The organism is Pantoea sp. Ap-870 (assembly GCF_011752515.1).
Lineage (GTDB): Bacteria > Pseudomonadota > Gammaproteobacteria > Enterobacterales > Enterobacteriaceae > Pantoea > Pantoea dispersa.
Genome location: NZ_VWXG01000005.1, coordinates 70,169 through 94,642, shown reverse-complemented (window position 1 = coordinate 94,642; position 24,474 = coordinate 70,169). Strand labels below are relative to the sequence as shown.

24 protein-coding genes and 1 tRNA gene are annotated in these 24,474 nt (G+C 58.4%); 6 read left to right on the top strand and 19 right to left on the bottom strand.

Features of this window, described 5'->3' with window-relative positions; translation table 11 throughout:
- Window positions 1-120 precede the first annotated feature (120 nt).
- From phnD to phnF, 12 genes are all read right to left on the bottom strand, one after another.
- Window positions 121-1,050 carry a phosphonate ABC transporter substrate-binding protein gene (gene phnD / locus F3J41_RS13820; protein ID WP_031280167.1) on the bottom strand — a complete coding sequence of 310 codons (930 nt, stop codon included), beginning with the start codon at window positions 1,048-1,050 and terminating at the stop codon, window positions 121-123.
- Between the two features lie 26 nt (window positions 1,051-1,076).
- Complete coding sequence (gene phnC / locus F3J41_RS13815; RefSeq protein WP_021509805.1) at window positions 1,077-1,904, bottom strand: phosphonate ABC transporter ATP-binding protein; 828 nt, start codon at window positions 1,902-1,904, stop codon at window positions 1,077-1,079.
- A gap of 80 nt (window positions 1,905-1,984) precedes the next feature.
- Complete coding sequence (gene phnP, locus F3J41_RS13810) at window positions 1,985-2,755, bottom strand: phosphonate metabolism protein PhnP (RefSeq protein WP_166711561.1); 771 nt, start codon at window positions 2,753-2,755, stop codon at window positions 1,985-1,987.
- Window positions 2,752-3,288, bottom strand: a complete 537-nt coding sequence (gene phnN / locus F3J41_RS13805) for a ribose 1,5-bisphosphokinase (RefSeq protein ID WP_104188816.1) — start codon at window positions 3,286-3,288, stop codon at window positions 2,752-2,754. Before phnN ends, phnP begins: the two co-directional genes overlap by 4 nt.
- Window positions 3,288-4,424, bottom strand: coding sequence for an alpha-D-ribose 1-methylphosphonate 5-triphosphate diphosphatase (gene phnM / locus F3J41_RS13800; RefSeq protein ID WP_021509802.1), 1,137 nt, complete (start codon window positions 4,422-4,424; stop codon window positions 3,288-3,290). Before phnM ends, phnN begins: the two co-directional genes overlap by 1 nt.
- Window positions 4,421-5,125 carry a phosphonate C-P lyase system protein PhnL gene (gene phnL / locus F3J41_RS13795; protein ID WP_166711560.1) on the bottom strand — a complete coding sequence of 235 codons (705 nt, stop codon included), beginning with the start codon at window positions 5,123-5,125 and terminating at the stop codon, window positions 4,421-4,423. Before phnL ends, phnM begins: the two co-directional genes overlap by 4 nt.
- Window positions 5,126-5,369: 244 nt before the next feature.
- On the bottom strand, window positions 5,370-6,131 hold the full coding sequence (gene phnK, locus F3J41_RS13790) for a phosphonate C-P lyase system protein PhnK (RefSeq protein WP_166711559.1): 762 nt from the start codon (window positions 6,129-6,131) through the stop codon (window positions 5,370-5,372).
- Window positions 6,121-6,969, bottom strand: coding sequence for an alpha-D-ribose 1-methylphosphonate 5-phosphate C-P-lyase PhnJ (locus F3J41_RS13785; protein ID WP_021509799.1), 849 nt, complete (start codon window positions 6,967-6,969; stop codon window positions 6,121-6,123). The genes phnK and F3J41_RS13785 overlap by 11 nt, the downstream gene beginning before the upstream one ends.
- On the bottom strand, window positions 6,962-8,038 hold the full coding sequence (locus F3J41_RS13780) for a carbon-phosphorus lyase complex subunit PhnI (RefSeq protein WP_021509798.1): 1,077 nt from the start codon (window positions 8,036-8,038) through the stop codon (window positions 6,962-6,964). The genes F3J41_RS13785 and F3J41_RS13780 overlap by 8 nt, the downstream gene beginning before the upstream one ends.
- Complete coding sequence (gene phnH / locus F3J41_RS13775) at window positions 8,038-8,613, bottom strand: phosphonate C-P lyase system protein PhnH (RefSeq protein WP_059012654.1); 576 nt, start codon at window positions 8,611-8,613, stop codon at window positions 8,038-8,040. The genes F3J41_RS13780 and phnH overlap by 1 nt, the downstream gene beginning before the upstream one ends.
- Window positions 8,610-9,059, bottom strand: a complete 450-nt coding sequence (gene phnG, locus F3J41_RS13770) for a phosphonate C-P lyase system protein PhnG (protein WP_058757348.1) — start codon at window positions 9,057-9,059, stop codon at window positions 8,610-8,612. The genes phnH and phnG overlap by 4 nt, the downstream gene beginning before the upstream one ends.
- Window positions 9,056-9,772 (bottom strand): phosphonate metabolism transcriptional regulator PhnF, encoded by a 717-nt coding sequence (gene phnF / locus F3J41_RS13765; protein WP_132466836.1) that lies wholly within the window; start codon window positions 9,770-9,772, stop codon window positions 9,056-9,058. The genes phnG and phnF overlap by 4 nt, the downstream gene beginning before the upstream one ends.
- A gap of 312 nt (window positions 9,773-10,084) precedes the next feature.
- Between phnF and F3J41_RS13760 the strand changes: the two genes are divergently transcribed.
- Together F3J41_RS13760 and F3J41_RS13755 are read left to right on the top strand one after the other, a co-directional pair.
- Entirely contained in the window at window positions 10,085-12,250 is a 2,166-nt protein-coding gene (locus F3J41_RS13760; protein ID WP_088518067.1) for a bifunctional diguanylate cyclase/phosphodiesterase, read from the top strand.
- 423 nt (window positions 12,251-12,673) lie between these two features.
- On the top strand, window positions 12,674-13,126 hold the full coding sequence (locus F3J41_RS13755) for a transposase (RefSeq protein WP_166711558.1): 453 nt from the start codon (window positions 12,674-12,676) through the stop codon (window positions 13,124-13,126).
- 68 nt (window positions 13,127-13,194) lie between these two features.
- Here the strand turns inward: F3J41_RS13755 and F3J41_RS13750 are convergent, their stop codons facing one another.
- From F3J41_RS13750 to nac, 4 genes are all read right to left on the bottom strand, one after another.
- The gene (locus tag F3J41_RS13750) at window positions 13,195-14,976 is read right to left on the bottom strand and encodes a thiamine pyrophosphate-requiring protein (RefSeq protein WP_166711557.1); all 1,782 of its coding nucleotides are present in this window, start codon (window positions 14,974-14,976) and stop codon (window positions 13,195-13,197) included.
- 126 nt (window positions 14,977-15,102) lie between these two features.
- Window positions 15,103-15,942: a GNAT family N-acetyltransferase gene (locus F3J41_RS13745; protein WP_166711556.1), complete on the bottom strand. Its 840-nt coding sequence runs from the start codon at window positions 15,940-15,942 to the stop codon at window positions 15,103-15,105.
- A gap of 93 nt (window positions 15,943-16,035) precedes the next feature.
- Window positions 16,036-16,995, bottom strand: a complete 960-nt coding sequence (gene cbl / locus F3J41_RS13740) for an HTH-type transcriptional regulator Cbl (RefSeq protein ID WP_166711555.1) — start codon at window positions 16,993-16,995, stop codon at window positions 16,036-16,038.
- Window positions 16,996-17,486: 491 nt separating this feature from the next.
- A complete protein-coding gene (gene nac, locus F3J41_RS13735; RefSeq protein ID WP_058757341.1) occupies window positions 17,487-18,404 on the bottom strand; it encodes a nitrogen assimilation transcriptional regulator NAC in 918 nt (305 codons plus the stop codon).
- A gap of 185 nt (window positions 18,405-18,589) precedes the next feature.
- Here nac and F3J41_RS13730 point away from each other — a divergent pair, with 185 nt between their 5' ends.
- Window positions 18,590-18,739, top strand: coding sequence for a hypothetical protein (locus F3J41_RS13730; protein ID WP_166711554.1), 150 nt, complete (start codon window positions 18,590-18,592; stop codon window positions 18,737-18,739).
- 122 nt (window positions 18,740-18,861) lie between these two features.
- Here the strand turns inward: F3J41_RS13730 and F3J41_RS13725 are convergent, their stop codons facing one another.
- From F3J41_RS13725 to F3J41_RS13715, 3 genes are read right to left on the bottom strand one after another with little or no spacing between them, the layout of a single operon-like run.
- The gene (locus tag F3J41_RS13725) at window positions 18,862-19,893 is read right to left on the bottom strand and encodes an ABC transporter permease (RefSeq protein ID WP_021509787.1); all 1,032 of its coding nucleotides are present in this window, start codon (window positions 19,891-19,893) and stop codon (window positions 18,862-18,864) included.
- Window positions 19,894-19,907: 14 nt separating this feature from the next.
- The gene (locus F3J41_RS13720) at window positions 19,908-21,392 is read right to left on the bottom strand and encodes a sugar ABC transporter ATP-binding protein (RefSeq protein WP_166711553.1); all 1,485 of its coding nucleotides are present in this window, start codon (window positions 21,390-21,392) and stop codon (window positions 19,908-19,910) included.
- Between the two features lie 32 nt (window positions 21,393-21,424).
- On the bottom strand, window positions 21,425-22,348 hold the full coding sequence (locus F3J41_RS13715) for a sugar ABC transporter substrate-binding protein (protein WP_104093152.1): 924 nt from the start codon (window positions 22,346-22,348) through the stop codon (window positions 21,425-21,427).
- A gap of 507 nt (window positions 22,349-22,855) precedes the next feature.
- Here F3J41_RS13715 and F3J41_RS13710 point away from each other — a divergent pair.
- The 3 genes from F3J41_RS13710 to F3J41_RS13700 all read left to right on the top strand — a co-directional run bounded on the left by F3J41_RS13710 (window position 22,856) and on the right by F3J41_RS13700 (window position 24,469).
- Window positions 22,856-22,931: transfer RNA gene (locus F3J41_RS13710), tRNA-Asn, on the top strand.
- A 303-nt stretch (window positions 22,932-23,234) separates the two neighbouring features.
- The gene (locus tag F3J41_RS13705; RefSeq protein WP_166711552.1) at window positions 23,235-24,080 is read left to right on the top strand and encodes a DUF3289 family protein; all 846 of its coding nucleotides are present in this window, start codon (window positions 23,235-23,237) and stop codon (window positions 24,078-24,080) included.
- Window positions 24,077-24,469 carry a DUF943 family protein gene (locus F3J41_RS13700; RefSeq protein WP_021509783.1) on the top strand — a complete coding sequence of 131 codons (393 nt, stop codon included), beginning with the start codon at window positions 24,077-24,079 and terminating at the stop codon, window positions 24,467-24,469. The genes F3J41_RS13705 and F3J41_RS13700 overlap by 4 nt, the downstream gene beginning before the upstream one ends.
- Window positions 24,470-24,474: the final 5 nt, after the last annotated feature.

Sequence of the window (24,474 nt, the reverse complement as noted above, 5' to 3'; positions counted from 1 at the left end):
ATCCTTTGTTGATGCCGGCAGGGTAATCAGGTCGCCATAAATGGCGACCCTACAATATTGTCTGCATGGCGTCGTAGGGTGCGCATTGATGCGCACCTTGCCACGCGTTGCCCTGAGCGGTTACCCGCGTGCACCCTTCATCAGGTCGCGCTTCATATCGATGATATTCTGGTAATCCGCGACGCTGGCGGCGCCGATGTGCTGGGCACCGCCCACCGCTTTAACAAAGCAGCTGTGATCTTCTTTATCCAGCTTTTTGATCGCGGCCACCACTTTCGCTTTGAAGTCAGCGGGCAGGTTATTACTCACCAGAATCGGGCCGTTAGGAATCAGCGGCGACTGCCAGATGATGCGGATCTGCTTCATCAGATCCGGGTGATCCATACGAATCAGACGACCAAAGGCCCCCGAGGTATAACCACTGTTGTAATCGCCAATCAGCGACGTCCAGGTCACCGCGCCGTCGAACTGGCCATTCAGCACGCCGAGGATGTCCTGCTCGTGGCCACCAGAAAACGTCACGCTGGAGAAGGTGTTGTTGTACTTATCATCCACCGTACCGCCAAACTCTTTCTTAAAGGCCTGATTCGGCATCAGGAAGCCGGAGGTGGAATCCGGATCGGCCATGCCAAACGATTTACCTTTCAGATCTTCCAGCTTCTTATACGGGCTGTCGGCTTTGACGATCACCACCGAGTGGTAACCTTTCGAGCCATCTTTGTCGTCCACCACGATACCGACGATATCCACGGCCTTCGGGTTTTGCAGATAGACCGAGGCGTAAGACGCTGGCGACATGCTCAGCACCATATCGATCTTGTTGCCCAGAAGTCCCTGAATCACGCCGGCATAGTCAGACGAGTTGCGCAGTTGCGTATCCACGCCCAGTTCTTTGTCGAAGAAGGTTTTCACACACTGGTTATCGCCAATCTGCTGGGTGGCGTTCTGCCCGCCCAGAATTCCCAGGTTCAGCTGTTTCGGTGCATCCGCTGCGTTAACGCCAAAAGCCATCAGAGCGCCTGTCAGTAAAGCTAAAGCAGTCAGTTTCATTGTGAGATTTTCTCTTGCCGTGGGAGTTAGTGGAGCTGGTTAATTTCGTCGCCGTACAGCGCATGCAGCAGGCTGTCGGTCAACTGAGCGGGATGGCCGTCAAACAGCACTTTGCCGCGCTGGATGCCGATCACCCGGGTGCAATACTGCTGCACCAGTTCAATCGAGTGCAGGTTGACCATCACGCTGATGCCCTGCTCGCTCACCTGGCGCAGCACATCCATGATGCGTTTGGTATTTTTGGGATCGAGCGACGCCACCGGCTCGTCGGCCAGCAGGATTTTCGGGCGCTGCATCAGCGCGCGGCAGATGGCGACGCGCTGCATCTGGCCGCCGGACAGATTCTCCGCCCGCTGCAGCGCCTGCGGCAGCATGTTCATCCACTGCAGCAGTTCAATCGCCTGCGCACGGTCGGTGTCGGAGAAGATTTTGAAAAAGGATTTCAGCGTTGAAGTCTGGCTGAGCCGGCCCAGCAGCACGTTGGTCAGCACGTCGAGGCGCGGCACCAGGCAGAAGTCCTGAAAGATCATGCCGCACTCGCTGCGCCATTCGCGCATCTGCCGGCTGTTAAGCGTCACCACATCGCGGTCCGCCTCGCCGTGACGCATGCTGAGAATCGCGCCTTCGCTGCTGGCAATGGTGCCGTTCAGCATATGCAGCAGGGTCGATTTGCCTGCGCCCGAGCGGCCGATTACCGCCACCAGCTCGCCCGCATGCAGATCGAAACTGACATCATCCAGCACGCGGTTATCACCGAAGGCTTTGCACAGCCCCTGCACCGACAGCACCTTGTCGCCATGGCGCTGGGCAGGATGTGCATTGTCGACGACGGTTTTGAGTAGTGCCTGTGCCATGTTGCGCTCCATCTCTTCTGAGGTGTTGATTGCCCGTTATTACGGACACTGGCGATGAAGGTCTGATGACAGAACCATGATTAAACGGTGACAGCGTCGCGCAAACCGACAGCAATCTGCTGGCCATCGAACGGTACGCTGACGTTTTCCGGTAACCCATTGTCCAGCAACCAGTTATCCATCTCATGTGACAGGTGCACCAGCCATGCCTGGCGCGGAGCCAGCCGGGCCACGATGTCCAGTGCGCGGGTAACGTCGTTGTGATTACCCGCCGCGGCGCGCGGCGCATCGTTACAATCGATCACCAGCTGATCGAGCGGCTGGCCCTGCAGGAAATCGGCGGTGTCCGGTGGCAAACCACAGGTGTCGCACAGCCACGCCAGCCGCGTGCCATGCCAGTCGAACAGGTAGCCGTAAGTCAGCCGCGAATGCTGCAGTGGCAGCGCCGTCACCTGCAGGCTGCCGAAGCTGTGCGCGACAAAAGGCGTCAGCGCCGGGCGAAACGCCAGCAGGCCGGGATGCTTAAACAGATCGTCGCAGCCCTTTTCATCCGGCGGTGCCCACACCGGAATCGGCGCGCCCCGGCCCCAGCGCAGACTGAACAGGCCGGCCACGTGATCCATGTGGAAATGCGTTAGCAGAATGCGGCTCAGCTCACCGGGCTGGAAGCGCTGATGCAGATCGGGCAGACCGGCATCGAGCAGGATGCGCTCGCGACCGGTGTCGATCAGCGCGCTGGTGGCGTGACGCGCATAGCGTGGCTGCTGCCGGGCGCGTTCACAGGCGCGACAGTCGCAGCCGAACAGCGGCGCGGCCTGCACGCCGCCCGTACCGAGAAAGGTCAGATTCATGGCGGATGCTCCAGTAACTGGCGCAGCTGATGGAGCGTGTCGATCAGCGCGCCGTCGTTGTTGAGCGCGTGGCAGTGGGCGGGCAGCGGTTCTGCCGCACGCGCCAGCCGTCGCTGAATGTCGGCTTCACTTTCGCGCCCGCGCTGGCGCAGCCGTGCCGCCAGCACGGCCGGCGAGACCTGCAGTACCAGCGGCAGCAGCTGCTCGCCGTAGTGCTGGCGCACGACTGGCAGATGCAGACGTGAACCGTTGACCAGCACGTTGAGACCGCGCGCCAGCCAGTGGTCAATCTCCTCGCCGAGCGCGTAGCTCAGGCCGTGTGCGCGCCAGCTGATGGCGAACAGGCCGAGCGCTTCCCGCCGGCGGAATTCGGCTTCGCTCAGCGCCACGTGGTTTTCACCGCCGGCATCGGCCGGCCGCGTGATATAGCGATGGGCGATCACCAGCTTGTCCGGCGGCGCCTCGCGCAGCGCGTTCAGCAGGCTGTCTTTACCCGAGCCTGAGGGCCCGGTCAGCCAGATGAGGCGCGCCATCAGAACACCAGCCTGCCCTGTGACCAGACGTGGCGAATGTGCACATGACCGTGATCGGTGTGTGCCAGCACCAGATCGGCGCGCAGCCCTTCCGCAATCGTGCCGCGATCGTGCAGGCCAATCGCCTGTGCCGGGTTGCGCGTGACCAGCGCCGCCGCCTGCGGTAGCGTCAGCGCATTACGCTCGTCGGCCACCAGGCGGAATACCGCATCCAGCAGGCTGGCCGGATAGTAATCCGACGAGAGGATGTCAAGCAGGCCGTGGCTGGCCAGCTGCCACGCCGCGACATTGCCGGAGTGCGAGCCGCCGCGCACAATGTTGGGCGCGCCCATCAGCACCCGCATGCCGCAGTCGCGCGAGGCGCGAGCCGCTTCCAGAGTGGTGGGGAACTCGGCAATGGCGCTGCCCACCGCGTGTGACTCCGCGACGTGCGCCGCCGTGGCATCATCGTGGCTGGCAACCGGAATACCGCGCGCCTGGCACAGGCCAGCGATGGCGTTGCGGTTCGGCGTGGAGAATTCGGCAGCCAGCGCCAGCTGTTCGCGCTCAAACTGATCCATCTGCTCATCGTTGAGCTGATATTTGCCCTGATAGTAGGTGCGGTACATCTCCAGCGACGCATACTGGCGCTGGCCCGGCGAATGATCCATCAGCGACACCAATGACAGCTCCGGGGTGCTCATCAGCGCTTCAAACAGCGGCAGCGTGGTGTGGTGCGGCAGCTCACAGCGCAGGTGCAGCTGGTGGTCGGCGCGGTTAATGCCCTTGCGGTTGCTGTCCTGAATCGCCGTAATCATTTTACTCAGGTTTTCAAGGCGATGACCGCCGTCGCGCACGTCACCGACGCCGATGGCATCCAGCACCGTGGTGATGCCGCTGGCGACCATCAGTGCATCGTGGCTGCTCATCGCCGAATGCGCCGGCCAGTCAACTTTAGGCCGTGGCGTGAAGAATTTATCGAGGTTGTCGGTATGCAGCTCGACCAGCCCCGGCAGCAAAAACGCGTTCCCGCCGTCCAGCGCGCCCGGCTGCTGACTGCCGCTGTCGCTGAAGCTGGCGATCCGGCCACCGCGCATCTCCAGCGATCCGCTGACGACCTCATTTTCCAGCACCAGCCGGACATTATTCACGATCATGCCTGTTCTCCTGTGTGCAGCGGCTGCATGACGTGCAGGCGGTCGGCCACCCGGGCGCGCACCGCTTCGTCATGGAAAATACCTACGATAGCGGCGCCGCGGGCGCGCGCCTGTTGAATCAGCTCCACCACCGCCGCGCTGTTAGCGCTGTCGAGTGACGCCGTGGGTTCATCCAGCAGCAGCACCGGATAGTCAGCGATAAAGCCGCGTGCGATGTTGACGCGCTGCTGTTCCCCGCCGGAGAAGGTCGAGGGGGCCAGCGACCACAGGCGCTGCGGCACGTTAAGACGCGTCAGCAGTTCGCGGGCGCGCTGTTCACAGCGGGCGCGTTCGACGCCGCGCTCCAGTAGCGGCTGCATGACGATCTCCAGCGTCGGTACGCGCGGAATCACGCGCAGAAACTGGCTGACCCAGCCGACGGTGTCACGGCGGATCGCCAGCATCTGACGCGCCGGTGCCTGTGCCAGATCGACCCACTGGCCGTGATGCTGCAGCCAGATGTGACCGCTGTTGGCCTGATAGTTACCGTACAGCGCACGCAGCAGCGTGGATTTACCGCTGCCGGAGCGCCCGTGCAGCACCACGCATTCGCCGGCGGCCACATCAAGGCTGGCGTGCTGCAGCACCGGCAGCTCGGCGCTGTTCTGGTTGTGCAGCACAAAGGTTTTGCTGAGATTCTCTACGCGCAAAATGGGTTGCATGTTGATGTCCTGAATGTTTTGACCACTGATCCCCGCAGCACGGTCGCCATTAATGGCGACCCTACACGCCATACGGGTGACAGGCGTGTAGGGTGCGCATTAATGCGCACCGCCAGCGCCGCACGGTCGCCATACGGGTGACAGACCTGTAGGGTGCGCATTAATGCGCACCGCCAGCGCCGCACGGTCGCCATGCGGGTGACAGCCCTGTAGGGTGCGCATTAATGCGCACCGCCAGCGTGTTCTATGCCAGCACCGATGAAACCAGCAGCTGGGTGTACGGATGGTGCGGATCGTCGAGCACCCGGTCGGTAAGTCCGCTCTCCACCACTTTGCCCTGCTTCATCACCAGCAGGCGGTGCGCCAGCAGACGCGCGACGCCCAGATCGTGGGTGACGATAATCACCGCCAGATTCAGTTCGCGTACCAGCGTGCGCAGCAGATCCAGCAGGCGCGCCTGTACCGAAACATCCAGCCCACCGGTCGGCTCATCCATAAACACCAGTGTCGGCTGCGTCACCAGGTTGCGCGCAATCTGCAAACGCTGCTGCATACCGCCGGAAAAGGTGGTGGGCAGATCGTCGATACGGTTGCCCGGAATTTCGACGTCCTGCAGCCAGCGCAGCGCCTCGTTGCGGATGTCGCCGTAATGGCGCTGTCCAATCGCCATCAGACGCTCACCAATATTGCCGCCCGCCGTCACCTGCGGACGCAGGCCATCCAGCGGATGCTGATGCACCACACCCCACTCGGTGCGCAGCAGCCGCCGGCGCTCGCTCTCGCTGAGCTGATACAGATCGCGGCCGCGATAAAGAATGTTGCCCTGCTGGGGCGCCAGACGCGCCGACAGGCTGCGCAGCAGCGTGGTTTTCCCCGAGCCGGATTCACCGACAATCCCCAGCACTTCTCCGGGATAGAGCGCAAAACTGACGTCTTCAAAACCTTTGCCCGGCGCGTAGAGGTGCGTCAGATTTTTGACCGCGAGCAGCGGCTGTTCACTGTGCATGCTGTTGTTCCTGCTGCTGGTGGCAAAAATCGGTATCGGAGCAGACAAACATGCGCGTACCGGCATCATCCATCACCACTTCGTCGAGATAGCTGTGGCGCGAACCGCACAGCGCACAGGGTTGTTCCCAGCTCTGCACGCTGAACGGGTGATCGTCAAAATCCAGACTTTCCACTTTGGTGTAGGGCGGCAGCGCATATATGCGTTTTTCACGTCCGGCACCAAACAGCTGCAGTGCCGGCATCATGTGCATCTTCGGGTTGTCGAATTTGGGAATCGGCGACGGATCCATCACGTAGCGATCGTTAACCTTCACCGGATAGGCATAGGTGGTGGCGATATGGCCGTAGCGGGCGATATCTTCATACAGCTTGACCTGCATGATGCCGTACTCCTCCAGCGCATGCATGGTGCGGGTTTCTGTCTCTCGCGGTTCGATAAAACGCAGCGGCTCCGGGATCGGCACCTGGAAAATCAGCACCTGATCCTCTTCAAGCGGCGTCTCCGGAATGCGGTGCCGCGTCTGGATCAGCGTGGCGTCTTTGGTGGCTTCGGTGGTTGCCGCCCCGCTGACGCGCTGGAAGAAGCGCCGGATAGAGACCGCGTTGGTGGTGTCATCCGCGCCCTGATCGATCACTTTCAGCACGTCGCTGTCGCCAATAATGCTGGCGGTGATCTGAATGCCGCCGGTGCCCCAGCCATACGGCATCGGCATTTCGCGGCCGGCAAACGGCACCTGATAGCCGGGGATCGCGACCGCTTTCAGAATGGCGCGGCGGATGGTGCGTTTGGTCTGCTCATCCAGGTAGCCGTTGTTGTAGCCGGTTAACTCACTCATCATTCTGCTCCTGATGCTGTTGGCGCAGCCGCTGCAGCAGCTCCAGCTCCGCCTGGAAATCCACGTAGTGCGGCAGTTTCAGGTGCGAGACAAAGCCGGCGGCTTCGACGTTATCGGCGTGCGACAGCACGAACTCTTCGTCCTGCGCCGGCCCGGCAATGCGCTCCTGATACTCGGGTGCCTGCAGCGCACGGTCCACCAGCGCCATCGCCATCGCCTTACGCTCTGCGCGTCCGAACACCAGACCATAGCCGCGGGTAAAATGTGGGGCGCTGTCGCCCTGGGTGGTGAAGCCGTTGACCATTTCGCATTCGGTCAGCAGGATCTCGCCAATTTCAATCTCAAAACCCAGCTCTTCGGGGCAGATCGACACGCTGAGATAGCCGGTGCGGATTTCACCGGCAAACGGATGGTTGCGGCCATAGCCGCGCTGGGTCGAATAGCCAAGCGCCAGCAGAAACCCTTCATCGCCGCGCACCAGTTGCTGTAAGCGGGCAGCGCGTGACGCCGGATAACCGGGCGGCTGGCGCGTGATGTCACACGGCTCGCTGCCATCATCCTCTTCACGCGCAGCCAGCCCTTCACGCGTCATCATGCTGAACACATGCGGGCAACGCTGTGCCAGCGCCTGATCGTCACGCGCGGCAGCCGGCGTTTCGCCGTTGGCCAGCAGGGTAAAATCCAGCAGGCGGTGGCTGTAGTCATAGGTCGGGCCCAGCACCTGGCCACCGGGCAGATCTTTGTATACTGCCGATATGCGGCGCTCGATGCGCATTTCCGCGGTTTCCAGCGCCAGGCTGTCCGCGAGGCGCGGCAACGTGGTGCGGTAGGCGCGCAGCAGGAAAATCGCCTCGACCAAATCACCACTGGCCTGTTTGATGGCTAAGGCCGCCAGCTGTGTGTCAAAGATGCCGCCTTCAGTCATCACCCGGTCCACCGCCAGCCCCAGCTGTTGCGCCACCTGATCGCAGCCCAGCTCCGCGACGCTGCGATCGCCACGGCGCAGATCGGCCTGCAGCTGATGGGCGCTGGCAATCGCCTTTTCGCCCCCTTTCACGGCTACATACATCAGCACACCTCCACGTCGGTGGTGCGTGGCAGCGCCATCATCGCTTCACCGCAGGTGAAAATCAGATCCACCCCCTGCGGGAACGGATGCGGGCGCTCACGCAGATAGGTCAGAATGGCGGCCGGCAGCTGCGGCGCGATGGCGCGCGGCTCACGCAGGCCGGGCCCGGAGAGGCGCAGCGTCAACCCGCCGTTGAGCGACGGCACTTCGACAATCAGCGTGGTGCTCTTCTCAGGGGACAGATTGTCACCGGCAGCGAAGCAGGCGGGATCGGGATTGGCCGCCGCGTGGGTCAGCGCAAACGGGGCATCGCGCTCATCGATAATCGGTACGCCGGTGTGAAAGCGCAGGTTGCTGCGCAGGATATCGCTGTCCACACGGCGATCCAGCCACAGTGCGCTCTCCTGATCGACCAGCGTCAGCAGCACCGCCGTTGCGGCCGGGGAGAGATCGCCCCAGCCCTGCGCCAGCGGCAGCGAGACCATCACGCCCGGCTCGCTCATCGCTTTGAGAATGCGGCGGAAGGCGCGCTGGGCGTCGGCAACCGGATGGTTAAAACTTGCCAGTAATGTCATTCGTTATCTCCGCGAACCAGCGTAAAGAAATCCACTTTGGAGCTGGCGATCTCCCGCGCGCGCAGCTGGCGCTGCTCTTCACGCAGTGCCGCCAGCGGGGCAATAATTTTTTCCTGCAGCAGCGCCTGGGTTTCCGGCTGTTGCAGCAGCGCATCAATCAGCGCGCAGCGTTCGGCATGCGCCTTATCGCGCCCCAGCACATAGCTAAAACCCAGCGTGCCATCGTGCAGTCTGATCACCGCGCGGGTGACGGTGGCATCGCCCATGACGAAGCGTTTCCCGCTGCCGCCCATGCGCGCCTGCAGACGGGTTAAACCGGTTTCCGCCGGGCGCAGGCGCTCGAAGGCGGGTGTAAGCTGTAGCGACTGCCAGTGGCTGGCCAGCGCGCTGGCTTCACTGTGCGCCAGCACCGAAAGCCAGTGCTGACGGGCGGTTTGCTGTTTCATTGGTGCTCCAGGGTGAGTTCAATCATGTCGCCACGCGTCAGGCTGACGGAGTACTCCGCCACCTGACCGTCCGGCTGTGTGTTCAGGGTGCGCACGCACAGCAGCGGCGCGTGCAGCGTAATCTCCAGCTGTTTGCACTCTTTGGCCTGTGCGCGGCGGGTACTGATGCGGGTCTGACGGCGGCTCAGCTGCAGGCCGAGCTGCTGCTGCATGAAGTCGTGCAGGGAACCGTGCTGGAACGTTTGCAGCGCCGGCCACCAGCGCAGGTCGGGCAGATAGTGGTTGATCACGCACACCGGGACGCCGTTGACGCGCCGCAGGGTGCGTAAATGAATGACGCTGGCGCCCTCGTCACTGCCCAGCGCGGCGGCCACGTCGCTGCTGGCCGGACGCAGTACCGCCAGCAGCCGTTCGCTGGTGGGATGACTGCCCTGCTCCAGCAGGTTCTGGCTAAAGCGCGCCTGGGCATGCAGCGGGTAGTCGTACGGGCGCATCAGCACCAGGATGCCGACGCCATGACGCCGCTGCAGCAGGCCTTTGTTCACCAGCTCATCCACGGCCCGGCGCAGCGTGTGGCGATTGACGGCGTAGTGATCGGCCAGCTGCTGTTCTGACGGCAGATAATCGCCGCAGCGATAGCGCTCCTGCAGCGCCTGCTCCAGCTGGGCGGCAACCGCCTGATAGACAGTGGTCGGATGTCTGGATATCTCCATCACGCTCAATACCTCATTCGCTTCAGGTTGAGGGGCGCAGCGGAAGAGGCTGCGGAATGGCGACTACAGTGCGGGAGACAGATGACAGTGCCGTGACGGCTCAGTGACGTGCGGATGAATTTGCTTTAAGGCAGCAGGATGGCAGCCAGACGGCAACCAATTCAATAAAATCCACTTAACTGTTACCTTTGTGACTATGCGCAAAAAAATTGCGTGCAGTTTCACGCCTTTAACGCTTCCCTTACCAGATGCAGGCTGCGTAAATTCTGCTAATTTAATCAGTAAGCCCTGCCCGGAGCGCGAAACCTTAAAATGATAAACACCTTCAAACTTTCGCACGGTTTTCGCCGCAATTTTTTGCGCGAAGTGATCCTGCCGCTGGTGGCGATTTTGCTGCTGACTTTTCTCGGTGCCGGTTTCGGCCTGTTCTGGAGCACCTCGGCCACCAACCATGAGGCGCGCGAGCAGCAGCAGCGGATGATCGCCGCCTCGTTCAATCAGAGCCTGAGTGAACATCTGCGCCAGCTGCGCAGCCTGACGCGCTGGTCCCCGCTCGCCGATCAACTGGCGCAGCCGCAGCCTGACAGCGACTGGCTGAATCAAAACGTCGGTAGCTGGCTGTACGATATGTTTGATCATCAGCTGATTGTGCTGCTTGACCGCACCAATCAGCCGACCGCCGTGTGGCGCAACGGCCAGCCGGTGGCGGATCTGCGCATCGGCCCGTACCTGCGCGATCTGTTGCAGACGCCACTGGTGCAAAGCAGTGATGAGGTACCCGGTCCGGCCGACCGCGCGGATTTTGTGCGCATCGGCCAGCGTGCGGCAGCGCTGGCGGTGGGCGATATCAGCAGCACGCGCGAGGCCGGGCGCTACCGGCTGGTGAGTATTAAGTTTCTTGATGATGGCTATCTGCGCAACCTGTCTGAACGCAGCCAGCTGCGGCAGCTCTTCTTTAGCGATGGCGTACCGCAGAACGAACACAAAGCGCGCTATCCGCTGACCTCGCGTCAGGGCGATATCGTCGGCTACCTCAGCTGGGATCCGGACAAGCCGGGCGCGCAGATGTTGCGTACCCTCGGTCCTTCCACGCTGATTTCGGTGCTGCTGATCACCCTGCTGTGTCTGTTTATGGTGCGGCGCATCTGGACTTCCTCGCTCGATTTATCGCAGTCGCTGCTGAAGCTCGGGGCAAGCGAGGCGCAGGCGCAGCATCTGGCGTTTCACGATGTGCTGACCGGGCTGCCGAACCGGGCGCTGGTTGAAGATCGGCTGACTCAGGCACTGGCCGCCGCGACGCGTCACGACCAGCGCGTGGCGTTGCTGCTGCTGGATCTGGATCGCTTCAAAATCATTAACGATACCTGGGGCCATCACGCCGGCGATGACCTGATTATTGAGGTGGCGCGCCGCCTGAGTCACCTGGTGCGCGCCAGCGATACCGTCGGGCGTATTGGCGGCGATGAATTTATCATCGTGATGCCGGAGGTTGAGAATATCGGTCAGGTGCAGGCGCTGGCGCAGCGCATCATCGCCGCGCTGGGCGAGCCGTATCAGCTGGTGGGCAACGAGCTGTGGGTTGGCGTCAGCATTGGCCTGGCGCTGGCACCTCGCGATGGTATTGACCGGCTGGAGCTGATGCGCAAAGCCGACATAGCGCTGTACGAGGCGAAAAACGGCGGACGCGGCCAGTATCGCCAGTTTGAAAAGGTGATGGATGAATCGCTGCGCACGCGGCAGCAGATAGCGGCGGATCTGCGTCAGGCGCTGGTCACGTACGACGGTCTGGCGGTGTGGTATCAGCCGCTGATGGAGATCAGCGGCCAGCGGATTGTCGGACTGGAAGCGCTGCTGCGCTGGCATCATCCGCAGCGCGGCGATGTTTCGCCTGCGGACTTTATCGCCATCGCCGAAGAGACCGGCATGATTATTCCGCTGGGCGAATGGGTGCTGCGCGAGGCCTGCAAAACCGCCCTGAAGTTACCGCAGGTGATTGTGGCGGTGAACGTTTCGCCGGTGCAGTTCCGCGCCAGCGGGTTTGTCGAACGCATGATTGAGATTGTGCAGTCGGAAGGTGCCGATCCGCAGCGGCTGGAGCTGGAAATCACCGAAGGCGTGTTGATTGAGGATGAACACGAAGCGCGCAACAGCATCATCGCGCTGCGCGACGCCGGGTTCCGTATCGCGCTGGATGATTTCGGCACCGGTTATTCGAGCCTGAATTATCTCAGCACGTTTCCGGTCGACAAGATTAAAATCGACCGGTCGTTTACCCAGTCGCTGGGCGTGGCGGAGAATTCCACCGCGATTGTTGAATCCGTGGTGCGCCTCGGCCACGCCATGGGCCTGACCGTCACCGCCGAAGGCGTCGAAACCGAGGGCCAGAAAAACGCGCTGGCCGATGCCGGGTGTAATGAGCTGCAGGGATATTTGTTCAGCCGGGCGGTGCCGTTGAGCGAGATTGAGCGGATGGTGTGAGGGGAGTACGGCGTTCAATTTGTTTGTTTTTGTCCTGGTGCGCATAAATGCGCACCCTACAAAATCTTGTACCGTCCTGTGGGTTTGCCATTTACGGCAAACAAACACAATCCCAACCCTGTAGGGGCGCCATTTATGGCGACCTGGTAAAAACCCGCACTCATCTAAAATTATCCTGGTGCGCATAAATGCGTACCCTACAAAACCTTGTACCGTCCTGTGGTTTTGCCAATTACGTCGACCAAACACAATCCCAACCCTGTAGGGGCGCCATTTATGGCGACCTGGTAAAACCCCGCACTCATCTAAAAATAACCCATTCATCGCGCTCTGAATATCTGGAATGCAACTCCCAACGTTCCCCTCTTCTAATGGCTTTACGCAAATAAAAGGAGCACATTCTTTTTGCACAAGGAGGTCATAATGAAAAATCGCAAATATCCCCGCCTGAAGCGTTATAATTATCGTTCGGCAGGCGCCTATTTTTTAACGCTGGTGTGTCATCAGCGTCGCTCCTTATTTGGCGATATACATCATGGCATAATGATAGCCTCGCCTTTAGGGAATATCGTTATCTCCGCCTGGAACGAGGTTCCGCGCCGGACGCGTTTCGCCACGCTTGATACATTTGCGCTGATGCCCAATCACTTCCATGCCATCCTGTGGTTACAGGAACGTAATGAACGCCCCATCAATCAAATAATTAATTTATTCAAAGGCGGCATCACGCGCCAGGTAGGATATAAAATCTGGCAACGCAGCTTCTACGATCGTGTTATCCGCAATGAAAACGAATTACTGCATATACGGCAATATATTATAGATAATGCAAAACAGTGGGAATTAGACCGATTGTATATTTCAGGTGCGCATTAACGCGCACCCTACAGTGAAACAGTAAATATTTAGCCCGGCGTTATCCCGGGCATAAACAGGACAGCGCGCTAACCCTTGCTGTGCAGCAACTGGCTGGCGGTGTCGCTAATCACCTGCGTCATGCCGCGGTCGCCCTTCGCCATTGACGACATAAAAGCTTTGGCCTGCTTAAGCGTGATATGCGGCGGCAGCGGGGCCACTTCCGGATCGGTTTTCACCTCCAGCACTACCGGTCGGGTGGCGCTGAGCGCCTGCTGCCACGCCGCCGCCAGATCCTCCGGCCGGTCGACATAGATGCCCTGCAAACCGAGGCTGTCGGCAAAGCGCGCATACTGCACATCCGGCAGCTGCTGCGAAGCTTCAAAGCGTGGATTGCCTTCCATTACCCGCTGTTCCCAGGTGACCTGATTGAGATCCTGATTATTGAACACGCAGACAATCAGGCGCGGATCGGCCCACTGCTGCCAGTATTTCTGGATGGTGATCAGCTCGGCCAGGTTGTTCATCTGCATCGCCCCGTCGCCCACCAGCGCCACCACTGGCTGAGTGGGAAAGGCAAATTTCGCGGCGATGGCAAACGGAACGGCGGCCCCCATGCAAGCCAGCCCACCCGACAGCGTGGCGCGCTGGCCCTGCTTCACCCGATAATCGCGCGCAAACCAGTTGGCGCAGGAGCCCGAGTCCGAGGTGACAATCGCATCTTCCGGCAGCTGCGGGGACATCTCCCACACCACGCGCTGCGGATTGACCGGGTTGGCGGGCGCCATAGCGCGCTGTTCCATCAACGTCCACCAGTCGCGCACCTGCACCGCAATCGCCTCCTGCCAGTGGCGATCCGCTTTATGGGTCAGTAACGGCAGCAGCGCGCGCAGGGTTTCTGCCGCGTCGCCGTGCAGATTGACCTCGCACGGATAGCGCAGCCCCAGCATCGCCGGATCGATATCGATTTGTACCGCGCGCACTTTACCTTCCGGCGGCAGAAACTCGGTCCACGGAAAACCGCTGCCAATCATCAGTAAAGTGTCGCAATTCTGCATCAGCTCCCACGACGGTTTGGTGCCGAGCAGGCCGATCGAACCGGTGACAAAAGGCGCATCGTCCGGCAGCACGTCTTTGCCCAGCAGCGCTTTGGCCACGCCCGCGCCGAGCACATTGGCGATTTGCACCACTTCGACCGCAGCACCGCGCGCACCGGCACCGATCAGCACCGCGACTTTTTTGCCGGCGTTAAGCACTTCTGCGGCGCGGCGCAAATCCTCGTCGTAGGGCACAATCTTAGGCCGCTGATAGCCCGGCCCGGAATGGGTAAATCCGTGCGCATGCTGCGGCGGCTGCCAGTTCTCATCCTGCAGATCTTTCGGCAGGATGATCACCGCGACGCCGTTCTGCGCTTTGGCAATGCGCACGCCGCGATCGACCAGATGCTGGACCTGCGCCGGCGCTGCCGCTTCCTGCACGAAGTTCGCCACATCGGCGAAGATGCGGTCTAAATTCATCTCCTGCTGATAGCTGGCGCCGCGCGCGGTGGTTTCCGCCTGGCCGGCAATCGCCAGCACCGGCGCGTGATCCATTTTGGCATCATACAGGCCGGTCAGCAGATGGGTGGCACCGGGGCCGCCGGTCGACAGACAGACGCCGAGCTCACCGGTAAATTTGGCGTGACCGGCAGCCATAAAGGCCGCCATCTCTTCATGTCGCACCTGAATAAATTCGATGCCTGCACCGGCTTTATTGGCCCGCTGGATAGCGCCCAGCACGCCGTTGATGCCATCGCCCGGATAGCCATAAATGCGCGTGACGCCCCATGCCTGCAGGCGTTCAACAAAGAAATCGCTGGTTTTCTTGCTCATGACGGGCTCTCCCTTAGACGTTTGCAATAAACGTTAAGGGTAGCCGACGAAATGGAATGTGACAGATAACGCCTGTTCGGCGACGTTCGCCGCGTCTGGCTTAGAAATCACCGCCGTTACGCTTAGTTAACCCAGCGCAGGCGAGACCAGCGCAAAGGTCTGCGGCCCGTTCGGTGCCACCCGCCACGGTGTGCCGTGTACCATCGCATAAGGCGCATCGACCTGCGCCAGCCCAAGGTTGAGCAGCCACGCGCCGAGCCGGGCATCGGGCGTGTCCAGCCGGACAAACTGCTGCGTCAGATCCTGCATCAGCTGCGACACCAGCGCCTGCGCCGCCGCAACATCGTCAGCAATCACCGGGCCGATGGTCCAGCCGTGCCCAAAGCGGCGGCGACTGGCAAACCCCTGCAACCTGCCCTGTGCATCCTGCAGCACCACGCTTTGCGCCAGCAGCTGCTGGTGCAGACGCGTTCGCCGCAGCCCGTTCGCCTGATAATCCAGTGCGTCGATGGCGGCGGCATCCGCTTCAACGGCCGGCCGCAGCGTCAGGCCATCCGGTACGATTACCGCAGGCTGCTGCGCCAGCGCGCGCGTCTGGTGCTGCGCCACGCGCTCGCAGGCCTGGAAGCCGAGCTTCTCATACAGCACCTGCCCCATATCGGTGGCGTGCAGCCGCACGTTGCAGCCGGAGAATTTTTCCAGCATTGCCTGCATCACCTGGCGGCCAATACCGCGTCCGCGCGCCTGTTCGCTCACAATCACCAGACCGATAGTGGCGGCGTCCGGCCCCCAGCGCCAGCCAATCGCCCCGCCGAGATAGTCGCCCTGCGCCTCAACCACCACGCCTTCACCCAGGGCGATGAGCTGCTGCCAGTCTTCACGGCGGTGCGCCCAGCCCAGTTGCTGAGTCAGGCGATAACCCGCTTCGGCGTCCGCGAGGGTCATGGCGCGCAATATCGAATTCATTCTGTTCTCCCTGAGAGGCGTTCTGCCCGCCAGCTTGCCACGTCCGTTTGGGTAAGCAAATAAAAAAGGCCCGCACCGGGCCAGAGAGGAAACTCAGATTTGGAAATCGATGGCGGGTTCGTCGTCGGTTTCGTAAGAGAGCGCCTGCCGTTTGATCTCTTCCAGTGACAGGTTAGCGTTACACAGTTCAAGGAACTGCCAGACGTAGTTGCGCTGGAGCTGGCCGCGCTTCAGCCCGAGCCACACGGTGTTGGCATCAAACAGATGGTGAGCATCAATCTTCACCAGGTCTTCGCCATCGTAAATATCGCACGCCTGATCGGCGAGGATACCGACGCCCAGCCCGAGTTCGACATAGGTTTTCACTACGTCAGAATCCTGCGCGCTGAGCACGATATCCGGGCGGAGGCCAGCAGCCTGGAATGCACGGTCCACGCGCGAGCGACCGGTGATCCCCTGACGATAGGTGATCAGCGGATGGCGGCTGAGGCTGGCGAGCGTGACCGGCTGATTCGCCAGCAGCTCGTGATCGTGCGGCACCAGCAGCGAGTGGTGCCAGCTGAACCACGGGAATGCCGCCAGGCTGGTGTTATTCACCAGCTGCTCCGAGGCGATGCCGACATCGGCCTCACCGGCCAGCAGCATGGCGACGATCTCCTGCGGTGAACCCTGATTGAGTTCCAGCCGCACGTTGGGATAGAGCTGGCGAAACGCTTTGATGACGCGCGGCAGGCTATAGCGCGCCTGGGCGTGCGTGGTGGCGATGGTCAGCACGCCGCTGGTTTCATTGGTAAACACATCCGCCAGCCGGCGCACTTTGCCGGCCTCATCAAGGATGCGTTCAGCAATGGTCAGCAGCGCTTTGCCCGGTTCGGTCATGCCTAACAGCCGCTTGCCACGACGAATGAAGATTTCCACGCCCAGTTCATCTTCCAGATCGCGAATATGCCGGCTCACCCCCGATTGTGAGGTAAACAACGTATTGGCGACTTCTGTCAGGTTGAATTCGCAACGGGCTGCTTCGCGTATAATTTTAAGTTGCTGGAAATTCACACCCTTTTCTCCTGTTTCCTGCCCCTGTTTCGTCCATGTTATGAAGTTGGTGAGATTGCAACAAATAATAAAAAACGGTGTGTTATGCGGAATAGTAATAAGCGTGAGGTTGGGGATGGGTGCGCTTTGCTGCCCTCACCCCGGCCCTCTCCCATAGGGAGAAGGAGTGGATCGCGCGCAGGAGCGGATAAATGTGATGCGATTTGCTGCCCTCACCCCGGCCCTCTCCCATGGGGAGAGGGAGTGGATCGCGCGCAGGTGCGGATAAATGTGAAGCGATTTGCTGCCCTCACCCCGGCCCTCTCCCATAGGGAGAGGGAGTGGATCGCGCGCAGGTGTGGGTAAATGTGCTGCGATTTGCCGCCCTCACCCATGAGGAGAGAGCGGATCGCGCGAGATTGAGATGGCGTGCCGGGATAGATGGCCGCGCCAGACGGTTCCCTCTCCCGCGGGCGGGAGAGGGTTAGGGTGAGGGGAAAAACCTCTCTCTATCACCCCACTAACATCAGCTCGCGCTCTTCCACCATCGGCTTATTCAGCAGCGACAGCAGAATATTTTTGACCGCCTGCGCCGATGGCGACAGCGGCAGGCGCGCTGAGACGTTCAGCGACAGCGGCAGATTCAGCGACGGACTGTTAATGCGTGCCATCCACGCATGCGTTGAACTCACCAGCGCGCGTGCCGCCGATTCCGGCAGTACGGTAACGCCCATGCCGCTCGACACCGCCGCGGTTAAAGTTGAGATCGACTCAATTTCACCGATGATTTTCGCACTCAGGCGACGCAGCGAGAACGCTTCGTCCACGCGTTTGCGCACGGCGCTGTAGTCACGCGGCAGGAACAGGTTCATCTGTGCCACGTCAGCCAGATCCACCGTAGCACCCGGACAGGCCGTCGCCCCTACCAGATACAGCTCCTCTTTCATCAGCGGAATGCTGTTGATGCCGGCAGTCGGCGCGCGATCGTACAGCACGGCCATATCCAGCTGGCCATTCATCACTTTCTCATTGAGTGAAGTGCCGCTGTTCTCGTGCAGATAGACCAGCACATCAGGATATTGCTCGCGCACCGTTTGCAGCAGCGGCATGGTGAGCGAAGAGGCTGCCGTGCCCGGCGCGAGGCCAATCGATACCTGACCATTGAGCGCCTGGCCAGCGTTGATTACCGCTGTCTGCGCCTGTTCGCACTGGCGCAGAATGGTGCGTGCGTGAGCATAAAGAATTTTACCGGCTTCGGTTGGCGTTACGCCGCGCTTGGTGCGGATCAGCAACTGCTGGTCGAGTTCGTTCTCCAGCGTCGCCACCTGTTGGCTGAGTGCAGGTTGTGCGATATGCAGGACTTCTGCTGCCTGCGTCAGGCTGCCGATATCGACGATTTTTACAAAGTATTTCAGTCGTCTTAAGTTCATATTGCCTCCGTCACGGATCCCCGAATGCCCAAATGATGAGTTCTCAGCCTGCTGGCTTGTAACAAAGAAATTGCAATATGCAGGCCAGGTTTGATCTTTACCCGGCGGGCACTGACCAGAATTTTCCTAACGAACGGGAAAATAAGCGTTTCTGATTACCCCGAATGGGTTAATAAGTGCCGCACATGACCCATAACGTTTATCCGCTGGTGATGACGCACCCTGATGGTGCAACATTTGCGAGGCAGATGTGCAAAAAAGTGATGACTGCGCGTGCTGCTGTGGTGCAAAACGGGCAGAAAATGCACGGATTGCGGGGGCAGAAAGGAGAATAAAGAGAAATTGCGCGGTGGCTATCAGTGGGAAAACTTATTGTGTCTGACGATGCCGGCAGCCCGGCAGCGTGCAATTACCGCCTTCACCCTGCTCCTCTCCCGGAAGAGAGGAGCAGAACGGGTTAGCGTTTTTTGCGGTTGCGGTGCATATCGATTGAAACCGCTGCGACGATGATCATCCCTTTGATGATGTCCTGCACGTAGGCATCGACGCCAACAAAGGTAAAGCCACTTTTGATTAAACCGAGGATCACTGCGCCGATCAGCGTGCCGGTAATCCGCCCGACGCCGCCCATCAGGCTGCTGCCGCCGATAACTGCGGCGGCGATGGCGTCGAGTTCATACGCCATGCCCATGCTCGACTGGCCGCTGCTGACGCGTGCCGCCAGCACCACTCCCGCCAGACCCGAGAGCGCCCCGGCGATGGTATACACGATGATCAGGTATTTATTAACGTTGATGCCCGATACTTTGGCGGAGGTCATGTTGCCGCCAATCGCATAGACATATTTGCCGTAGCGGGTGTGTTTGAGTGCGATGTGGAACAGGAAGGCGACCACCAGGAAGATAATCACCGGCATCGCGCCCTGACCGATGGAGGTGAAACCGTCCGACAGGAAGCTGATCGGGTTGCCCTGGGTATAATATTGTGCCAGACCGCGCGCCGACACCATCATACCGAGCGTGGCGATAAACGGCGGAATACCGGTTTTGGTGATCAATACGCCGTTGACCACGCCGCACAGCAGGCCGACGCCGATGCCCGCGACGATCGGGATGGCGGCGGGCAGATTGACCAGTGACGGATACATCGGCGACAGGCTGTCAGACGTCTGTGCCAGGCTGGCGGCGACCACCGCCGTCAGGGCGATAACCGAACCGGACGACAGGTCGATACCGGTAGTAATAATGACCTGGGTGACGCCGACAGCGATAATACCGATGATCGCCACCTGCAGCACAATCAGCACTAAACGGTTGGTGTTGAGCAGAAATGACTGGTCACGCACGTACCAGCCGGCTATTTCAAAGATCAGCGCAATGCCTAACATCACGACAAAGATGCCGGTGTCTTTCGGCAGTTTATGGCGCAGATTGCCGAAGAAAGAACTCTGTTCGGTGGCCTGCGGGGCCGTTATTTTTACGTTACTCATAGGGGTCTCGTGCCTCACTCGGATGCCAACGACAAAATGGTTTCCTGGTCGGCCTCTTCTTTATCGAGGATGCCGGTTATACGTCCGCCGTGCATCACCATCACCCGGTCGCTCATGCCGAGAATCTCCGGCAGCTCAGAGGACACCATGATGATGGCCACGCCACGGTTAGCCAGTTCACTGATCAGGCGGTAGATTTCGGCTTTAGCGCCAACATCAATGCCGCGGGTTGGTTCATCGAGGATCAGAATCTTCGGTTGCGCCAGCAGCCAGCGCGCAATCAGCACCTTCTGCTGGTTACCGCCACTGAGGTTATTGATGATCTGATCCATGGTCGGCGTTTTAATATTGAGTTTGCGGATCTGCTCCATGCAGTCCTGCGCCATCTTCATGTGGCTAACGAAACCGCTTTTGCCGATGTAATCGGGCATATTGACGATGCTCATGTTCTCCAGCACCGACAACATCAGAAACAGCCCGGACTTTTTGCGGTCTTCGGTGAGAAATGCCATGCCCTTCTCAATCGCCGTTGAGGGCGAATCGATTTTCACCGGCACACCATCAATCAGCACTTCACCGGTGTCGAAGCTTTCCATGCCGAACAGGCTCTCCATCACCTCGCTGCGTCCGGCTCCCACCAGCCCGGCCACGCCGAGGATCTCGCCTTTGCGCACGCTGAAGCTGACATCGGTAAAGCGGTCTTTGCAGGTCAGATTGCGCACCGTCAGCACTTCTTCGCCGATGGCACTGTTGAATTTAGGGAACAGCTGCGTCAGTTCGCGGCCCACCATCTGGGTGATCAGCGACTGGCGGGTAAAGGCGGTGGTGCTGTTGCTGCCGACCCAGGTGCCGTCGCGGAAGATGCTGATCTCATCGGTGATGGCAAAAATTTCATCCATTTTATGGCTGATATAGATGATGGCTTTGCCCTGGGCACGCAGGTCGCGGATGATGGTGAACAGATGCGCCACTTCGGTTTCCGTCAGCGCCGAGGTCGGTTCATCCATAATCACGATGTCGGAGTTCCACGACACCGCTTTGGCAATTTCCACCATCTGCTGGGACGCAATGCTGAGCTCGCCGACCAGCAGATCGGCTTTCAGACGGATATTAAGTTTGTTAAGCAGTTCCTGCGTCTGCTGATTGAGCTTGCCGTGATCGACAAAGCCGTATTTCATCGGTTCACGACCGAGCCAGATATTCTCCGCCACGGTCATGTAAGGCACCAGATTCAGCTCCTGGTGAATCATGGAAATGCCGGAACGCAGCGCGTCCATGGTGTCCTGAAACTGCACTGGCTCCCCTTTAATGCGGATGGTGCCCTTATCGGGACGATACATCCCGATAAGGCATTTCATTAAAGTGGATTTGCCCGCGCCATTTTCACCCATCAGGGCATGTACCGACCCCGGCTTAATACGCAGTGAGACATTGTCGAGTGCCTTCACTCCGGGGAAGAACTTGCTGATGCCTTCGGCTTCAAGCGCAAAAGCGGTCATACATCACCTCCGTACGGCTTAAGGGGGAGCGATTATTTCTGGTTACGGTTTTCGAACTGCGTCATGTTGTCTTTGGTGATCAGCTGGTAAGGGATGTTGATGATTTTTTCCACTTTTTCGCCGTTCGCCAGTTTCACCGCAGTCTGTACGGCACCTTCGCCCTGACCTTTCGCATCCTGGAATACGGTGGCAACCATTTTGCCATTCTTCAGCATTTGCAGCGCATCAGGCGTACCGTCCACGCCGGCAATCAGGATGTGGTTCGGGTTTTTACCCAGCGCCTGCAGCGCACCAATCGCCATTTCATCGTTGTTTGAGGCAATAGCCTGGATATCGTCACCGGCGGTCATCCAGTTGCTCACCACGTCTACCGCATCGTTACGCGTAAACTTGGCGGTTTGCTTCTGTACCACCTTAATGCCCGGATATTTGGCGACCACCGCTTCGACGCCTTTAGTACGGTCACGGGTTGATTCGTTCGCCAGGTCGCCCATCAGGATCGCCACGTTGCCTTTGCCGTTCATCGCTTTGGCCAGTGCTTCCATCTGCAGACGGCCCGCCAGTTCAGAGTCGGAGCCGACGTACGCCATCTTGTCGGTCAGCTGACCCGCCGGTTTGCGGTTGACGAATACCAGTGGAATACCGGCTTTGGTCGCGGCATCCATGATCGGCTTCACCGCGTTAGTATCGACCGGGTTAACGACGATGGCGTCGACGCCCTGACCGATGAAGTTTTGTACCTGCTGCAGCTGCTGAGAGACGTCGCCTTTGGCATCTTCCACCTGGCCTTTCACGTTGTCTTTTTGCATCTCTTTTTGCATGGCTGTGCGCAGGATGGTGAGGAAGTTGTCATCAAACAGCGCCATAGAAACGCCCAGCTGGATATCTTTTGCCATCACAGCGGCAGGTAACATGCAAGCTAACAGGGAAGTCACTAACGCTTTTTTGAATTTCATAGGTAACCCTTCTTATTTGTTAACGTGCTCAGGTTGGCTGAGTCCGCGAATGAAAAATATCTTTTACATTCACTCAACGTCGCTGGCGTTTTTTTTCTGTTCGTAGAGGTAAGGCTTCTGGTCTGACGCTATCGGTACCGTGCTGCTCCTTTTTTCAACATCTTCCTTATCAATATGTTACTTTCGAAAGAAGCGTTGAGCGGACAAAACTCGTTTCGGGCGTGATGATAAGCAGTTCATTTGTTTCATCCCTTCTTCTTTTGAAATTTTCATCATAAAAGCACTGAAATGATTGTTTTAAAATCGGCAAATAACAAAACTTTGACACGCATCTAACATCTCAAAGGAAATGCGTTTAAAGTGAGATCTTGCTGGCAGTTTGAAATCTGCCCATTCAAGGCAGAAAAGCAGCAATCCGCTGCTTTTACGCGCACTTAAACCAGAAGTGTGCGATCGGGCTTTGACAACGGGGATCGGCATCGCTAATATTCGCCTCGTTCCAACGATTCCTCTGTAGTTCAGTCGGTAGAACGGCGGACTGTTAATCCGTATGTCACTGGTTCGAGTCCAGTCAGAGGAGCCAGATTTAAAGAAGCCCGCTCAGGGAAACCTGAGCGGGCTTTTTGTCTTCTGCGTCCCTCCCCCTTATCCACACCGCCATCCTGCCATGGCTTGCTGGCTAACCAGCGCTGCATTCACCCTGTCCTCAGTCGCAGGCATGTGCTCCCCGGGGATGCTCCGCAAAAACTCTGTGCCGCTTACGGAATTTAATGACCATTTTTTGTTCTGGCACCAGGCAGTGAAGCGGTAAAAACCGCAGCATGGGCAAATCTGCGCATTCATGTGTGTTTCAACAGGGACAAACACCAGCAAGGGAGCACTTTCTATGAGTAATGCTGTATTTCCAGCAACGGTTTTCACCACCCAGCGGCGTTTTAATGATTACTCTTCTGACGACATGCGTTATGGGGATATCCCGGAAGATAGGCTGAAAAGAGAGTTTGGACTGGTCAACATATCAAACGTGGTGGATCCTTACACCCTGACCCGATTGACTGCCTTTGATACTCCGCAATCGAGGTTCGCAGGGGCATACAATGGCATACACCGTGGTGGCAAACTCAGCGTTGAACAATGTGCGCAACTGCTGTTTGAAGAGATGCAGGTAACCTCTCTGCCTTACTCTTTCATCGGTCCGCACAGATATCTTATCAATCAAATGCTGAGGCATTTTCAGCTTTCACGCGGTTCAGCATTCTATAACGCTCAACTCAATTTAGCGTACCGTGATAAGTTACATTCTGATTATGATGCCAGAAAAACAACGTCGATCATGCGTGAGACCATTGGGTTATTTATTGACTATAACAGCATGGGATTTCCTCAGGAAAAATTAGAGCAATTAACTTCAGCCATTAAATTGTCAATTCTACCGAAATTTGACTCGATGCTACTTGATAAAATCAATGGCATGGGGATTACTGTGCATGATGTCCATGCAACGAAAATAGAAATTATCCGTCTTAATGTTAACAACGCTGGATGGCATGCGAGTATCAAATTTTCCGGGCAGGATCATTTTGGGCTTGACGCCCGTGATATAGGTAAGCAAAAATTCAGCCAGTTCCAGTTTTTCAAAATCTGGTTTGTCTTGCAACATTTTGACAGATTCGGCTTCCGTCCATTTCTCACTAACATGGAAGCGGTGATCGATATCGAGGGAAAGCGATGATGCGTAAGTTAGTTATTCCAGCCCTGGTGATAGCTTTATGCAGCCTCATTTATCTTTTTATCGGGAATGATAAAGTTTCTGTTATTGATGCTCATTATGATGGCAATACAGCAAAAATTATTGTTGATAATTTACCTTTTGCTGAGTCCAGGAAAATTGACTGGTGGAAAAATAATCGTGAAAAAATACTGGATAAATATAATATTCCATCTGGAAATAACACGCCGTTCCTGATCGCTATTTATGCTTTTGGAAAAGGCTATCAAGCGCAAGGTAACGAAGACAGGCTTTGCTTCTCTGATATGAAACCGCCAAAAAATTGTATCGACAAAAATATTCTTATGATGATTTGGCGTACCCGCGAAGGCGGCGTTAAATATCAATTTTAATATCC

Excerpts from the sequence above, each read along its gene's own strand:
- phnP (WP_166711561.1), bottom strand. The coding sequence starts at position 2,755 with ATGAATCTGACCTTTCTCGGTACGGGCGGCGTGCAGGCCGCGCCGCTG.
- F3J41_RS13725 (WP_021509787.1), bottom strand. The coding sequence starts at position 19,893 with ATGAGTAACGTAAAAATAACGGCCCCGCAGGCCACCGAACAGAGTTCT.
- F3J41_RS13785 (WP_021509799.1), bottom strand. The coding sequence starts at position 6,969 with ATGAGTGAGTTAACCGGCTACAACAACGGCTACCTGGATGAGCAGACC.
- F3J41_RS13750 (WP_166711557.1), bottom strand. The coding sequence starts at position 14,976 with ATGAGCAAGAAAACCAGCGATTTCTTTGTTGAACGCCTGCAGGCATGG.
- F3J41_RS13705 (WP_166711552.1), top strand. The coding sequence starts at position 23,235 with ATGAGTAATGCTGTATTTCCAGCAACGGTTTTCACCACCCAGCGGCGT.
- F3J41_RS13715 (WP_104093152.1), bottom strand. The coding sequence starts at position 22,348 with ATGAAATTCAAAAAAGCGTTAGTGACTTCCCTGTTAGCTTGCATGTTA.
- phnG (WP_058757348.1), bottom strand. The coding sequence starts at position 9,059 with ATGAAACAGCAAACCGCCCGTCAGCACTGGCTTTCGGTGCTGGCGCAC.
- phnD (WP_031280167.1), bottom strand. The coding sequence starts at position 1,050 with ATGAAACTGACTGCTTTAGCTTTACTGACAGGCGCTCTGATGGCTTTT.
- phnM (WP_021509802.1), bottom strand. The coding sequence starts at position 4,424 with ATGATCGTGAATAATGTCCGGCTGGTGCTGGAAAATGAGGTCGTCAGC.
- nac (WP_058757341.1), bottom strand. The coding sequence starts at position 18,404 with ATGAACTTAAGACGACTGAAATACTTTGTAAAAATCGTCGATATCGGC.
- phnF (WP_132466836.1), bottom strand. The coding sequence starts at position 9,772 with ATGGAGATATCCAGACATCCGACCACTGTCTATCAGGCGGTTGCCGCC.
- F3J41_RS13730 (WP_166711554.1), top strand. The coding sequence starts at position 18,590 with ATGACCCATAACGTTTATCCGCTGGTGATGACGCACCCTGATGGTGCA.
- F3J41_RS13700 (WP_021509783.1), top strand. The coding sequence starts at position 24,077 with ATGATGCGTAAGTTAGTTATTCCAGCCCTGGTGATAGCTTTATGCAGC.
- phnH (WP_059012654.1), bottom strand. The coding sequence starts at position 8,613 with ATGACATTACTGGCAAGTTTTAACCATCCGGTTGCCGACGCCCAGCGC.
- phnL (WP_166711560.1), bottom strand. The coding sequence starts at position 5,125 with ATGCAACCCATTTTGCGCGTAGAGAATCTCAGCAAAACCTTTGTGCTG.
- F3J41_RS13745 (WP_166711556.1), bottom strand. The coding sequence starts at position 15,942 with ATGAATTCGATATTGCGCGCCATGACCCTCGCGGACGCCGAAGCGGGT.
- F3J41_RS13755 (WP_166711558.1), top strand. The coding sequence starts at position 12,674 with ATGAAAAATCGCAAATATCCCCGCCTGAAGCGTTATAATTATCGTTCG.
- phnN (WP_104188816.1), bottom strand. The coding sequence starts at position 3,288 with ATGGCGCGCCTCATCTGGCTGACCGGGCCCTCAGGCTCGGGTAAAGAC.
- phnK (WP_166711559.1), bottom strand. The coding sequence starts at position 6,131 with ATGCACAGTGAACAGCCGCTGCTCGCGGTCAAAAATCTGACGCACCTC.
- F3J41_RS13780 (WP_021509798.1), bottom strand. The coding sequence starts at position 8,038 with ATGTATGTAGCCGTGAAAGGGGGCGAAAAGGCGATTGCCAGCGCCCAT.
- F3J41_RS13760 (WP_088518067.1), top strand. The coding sequence starts at position 10,085 with ATGATAAACACCTTCAAACTTTCGCACGGTTTTCGCCGCAATTTTTTG.
- F3J41_RS13720 (WP_166711553.1), bottom strand. The coding sequence starts at position 21,392 with ATGACCGCTTTTGCGCTTGAAGCCGAAGGCATCAGCAAGTTCTTCCCC.
- phnC (WP_021509805.1), bottom strand. The coding sequence starts at position 1,904 with ATGGCACAGGCACTACTCAAAACCGTCGTCGACAATGCACATCCTGCC.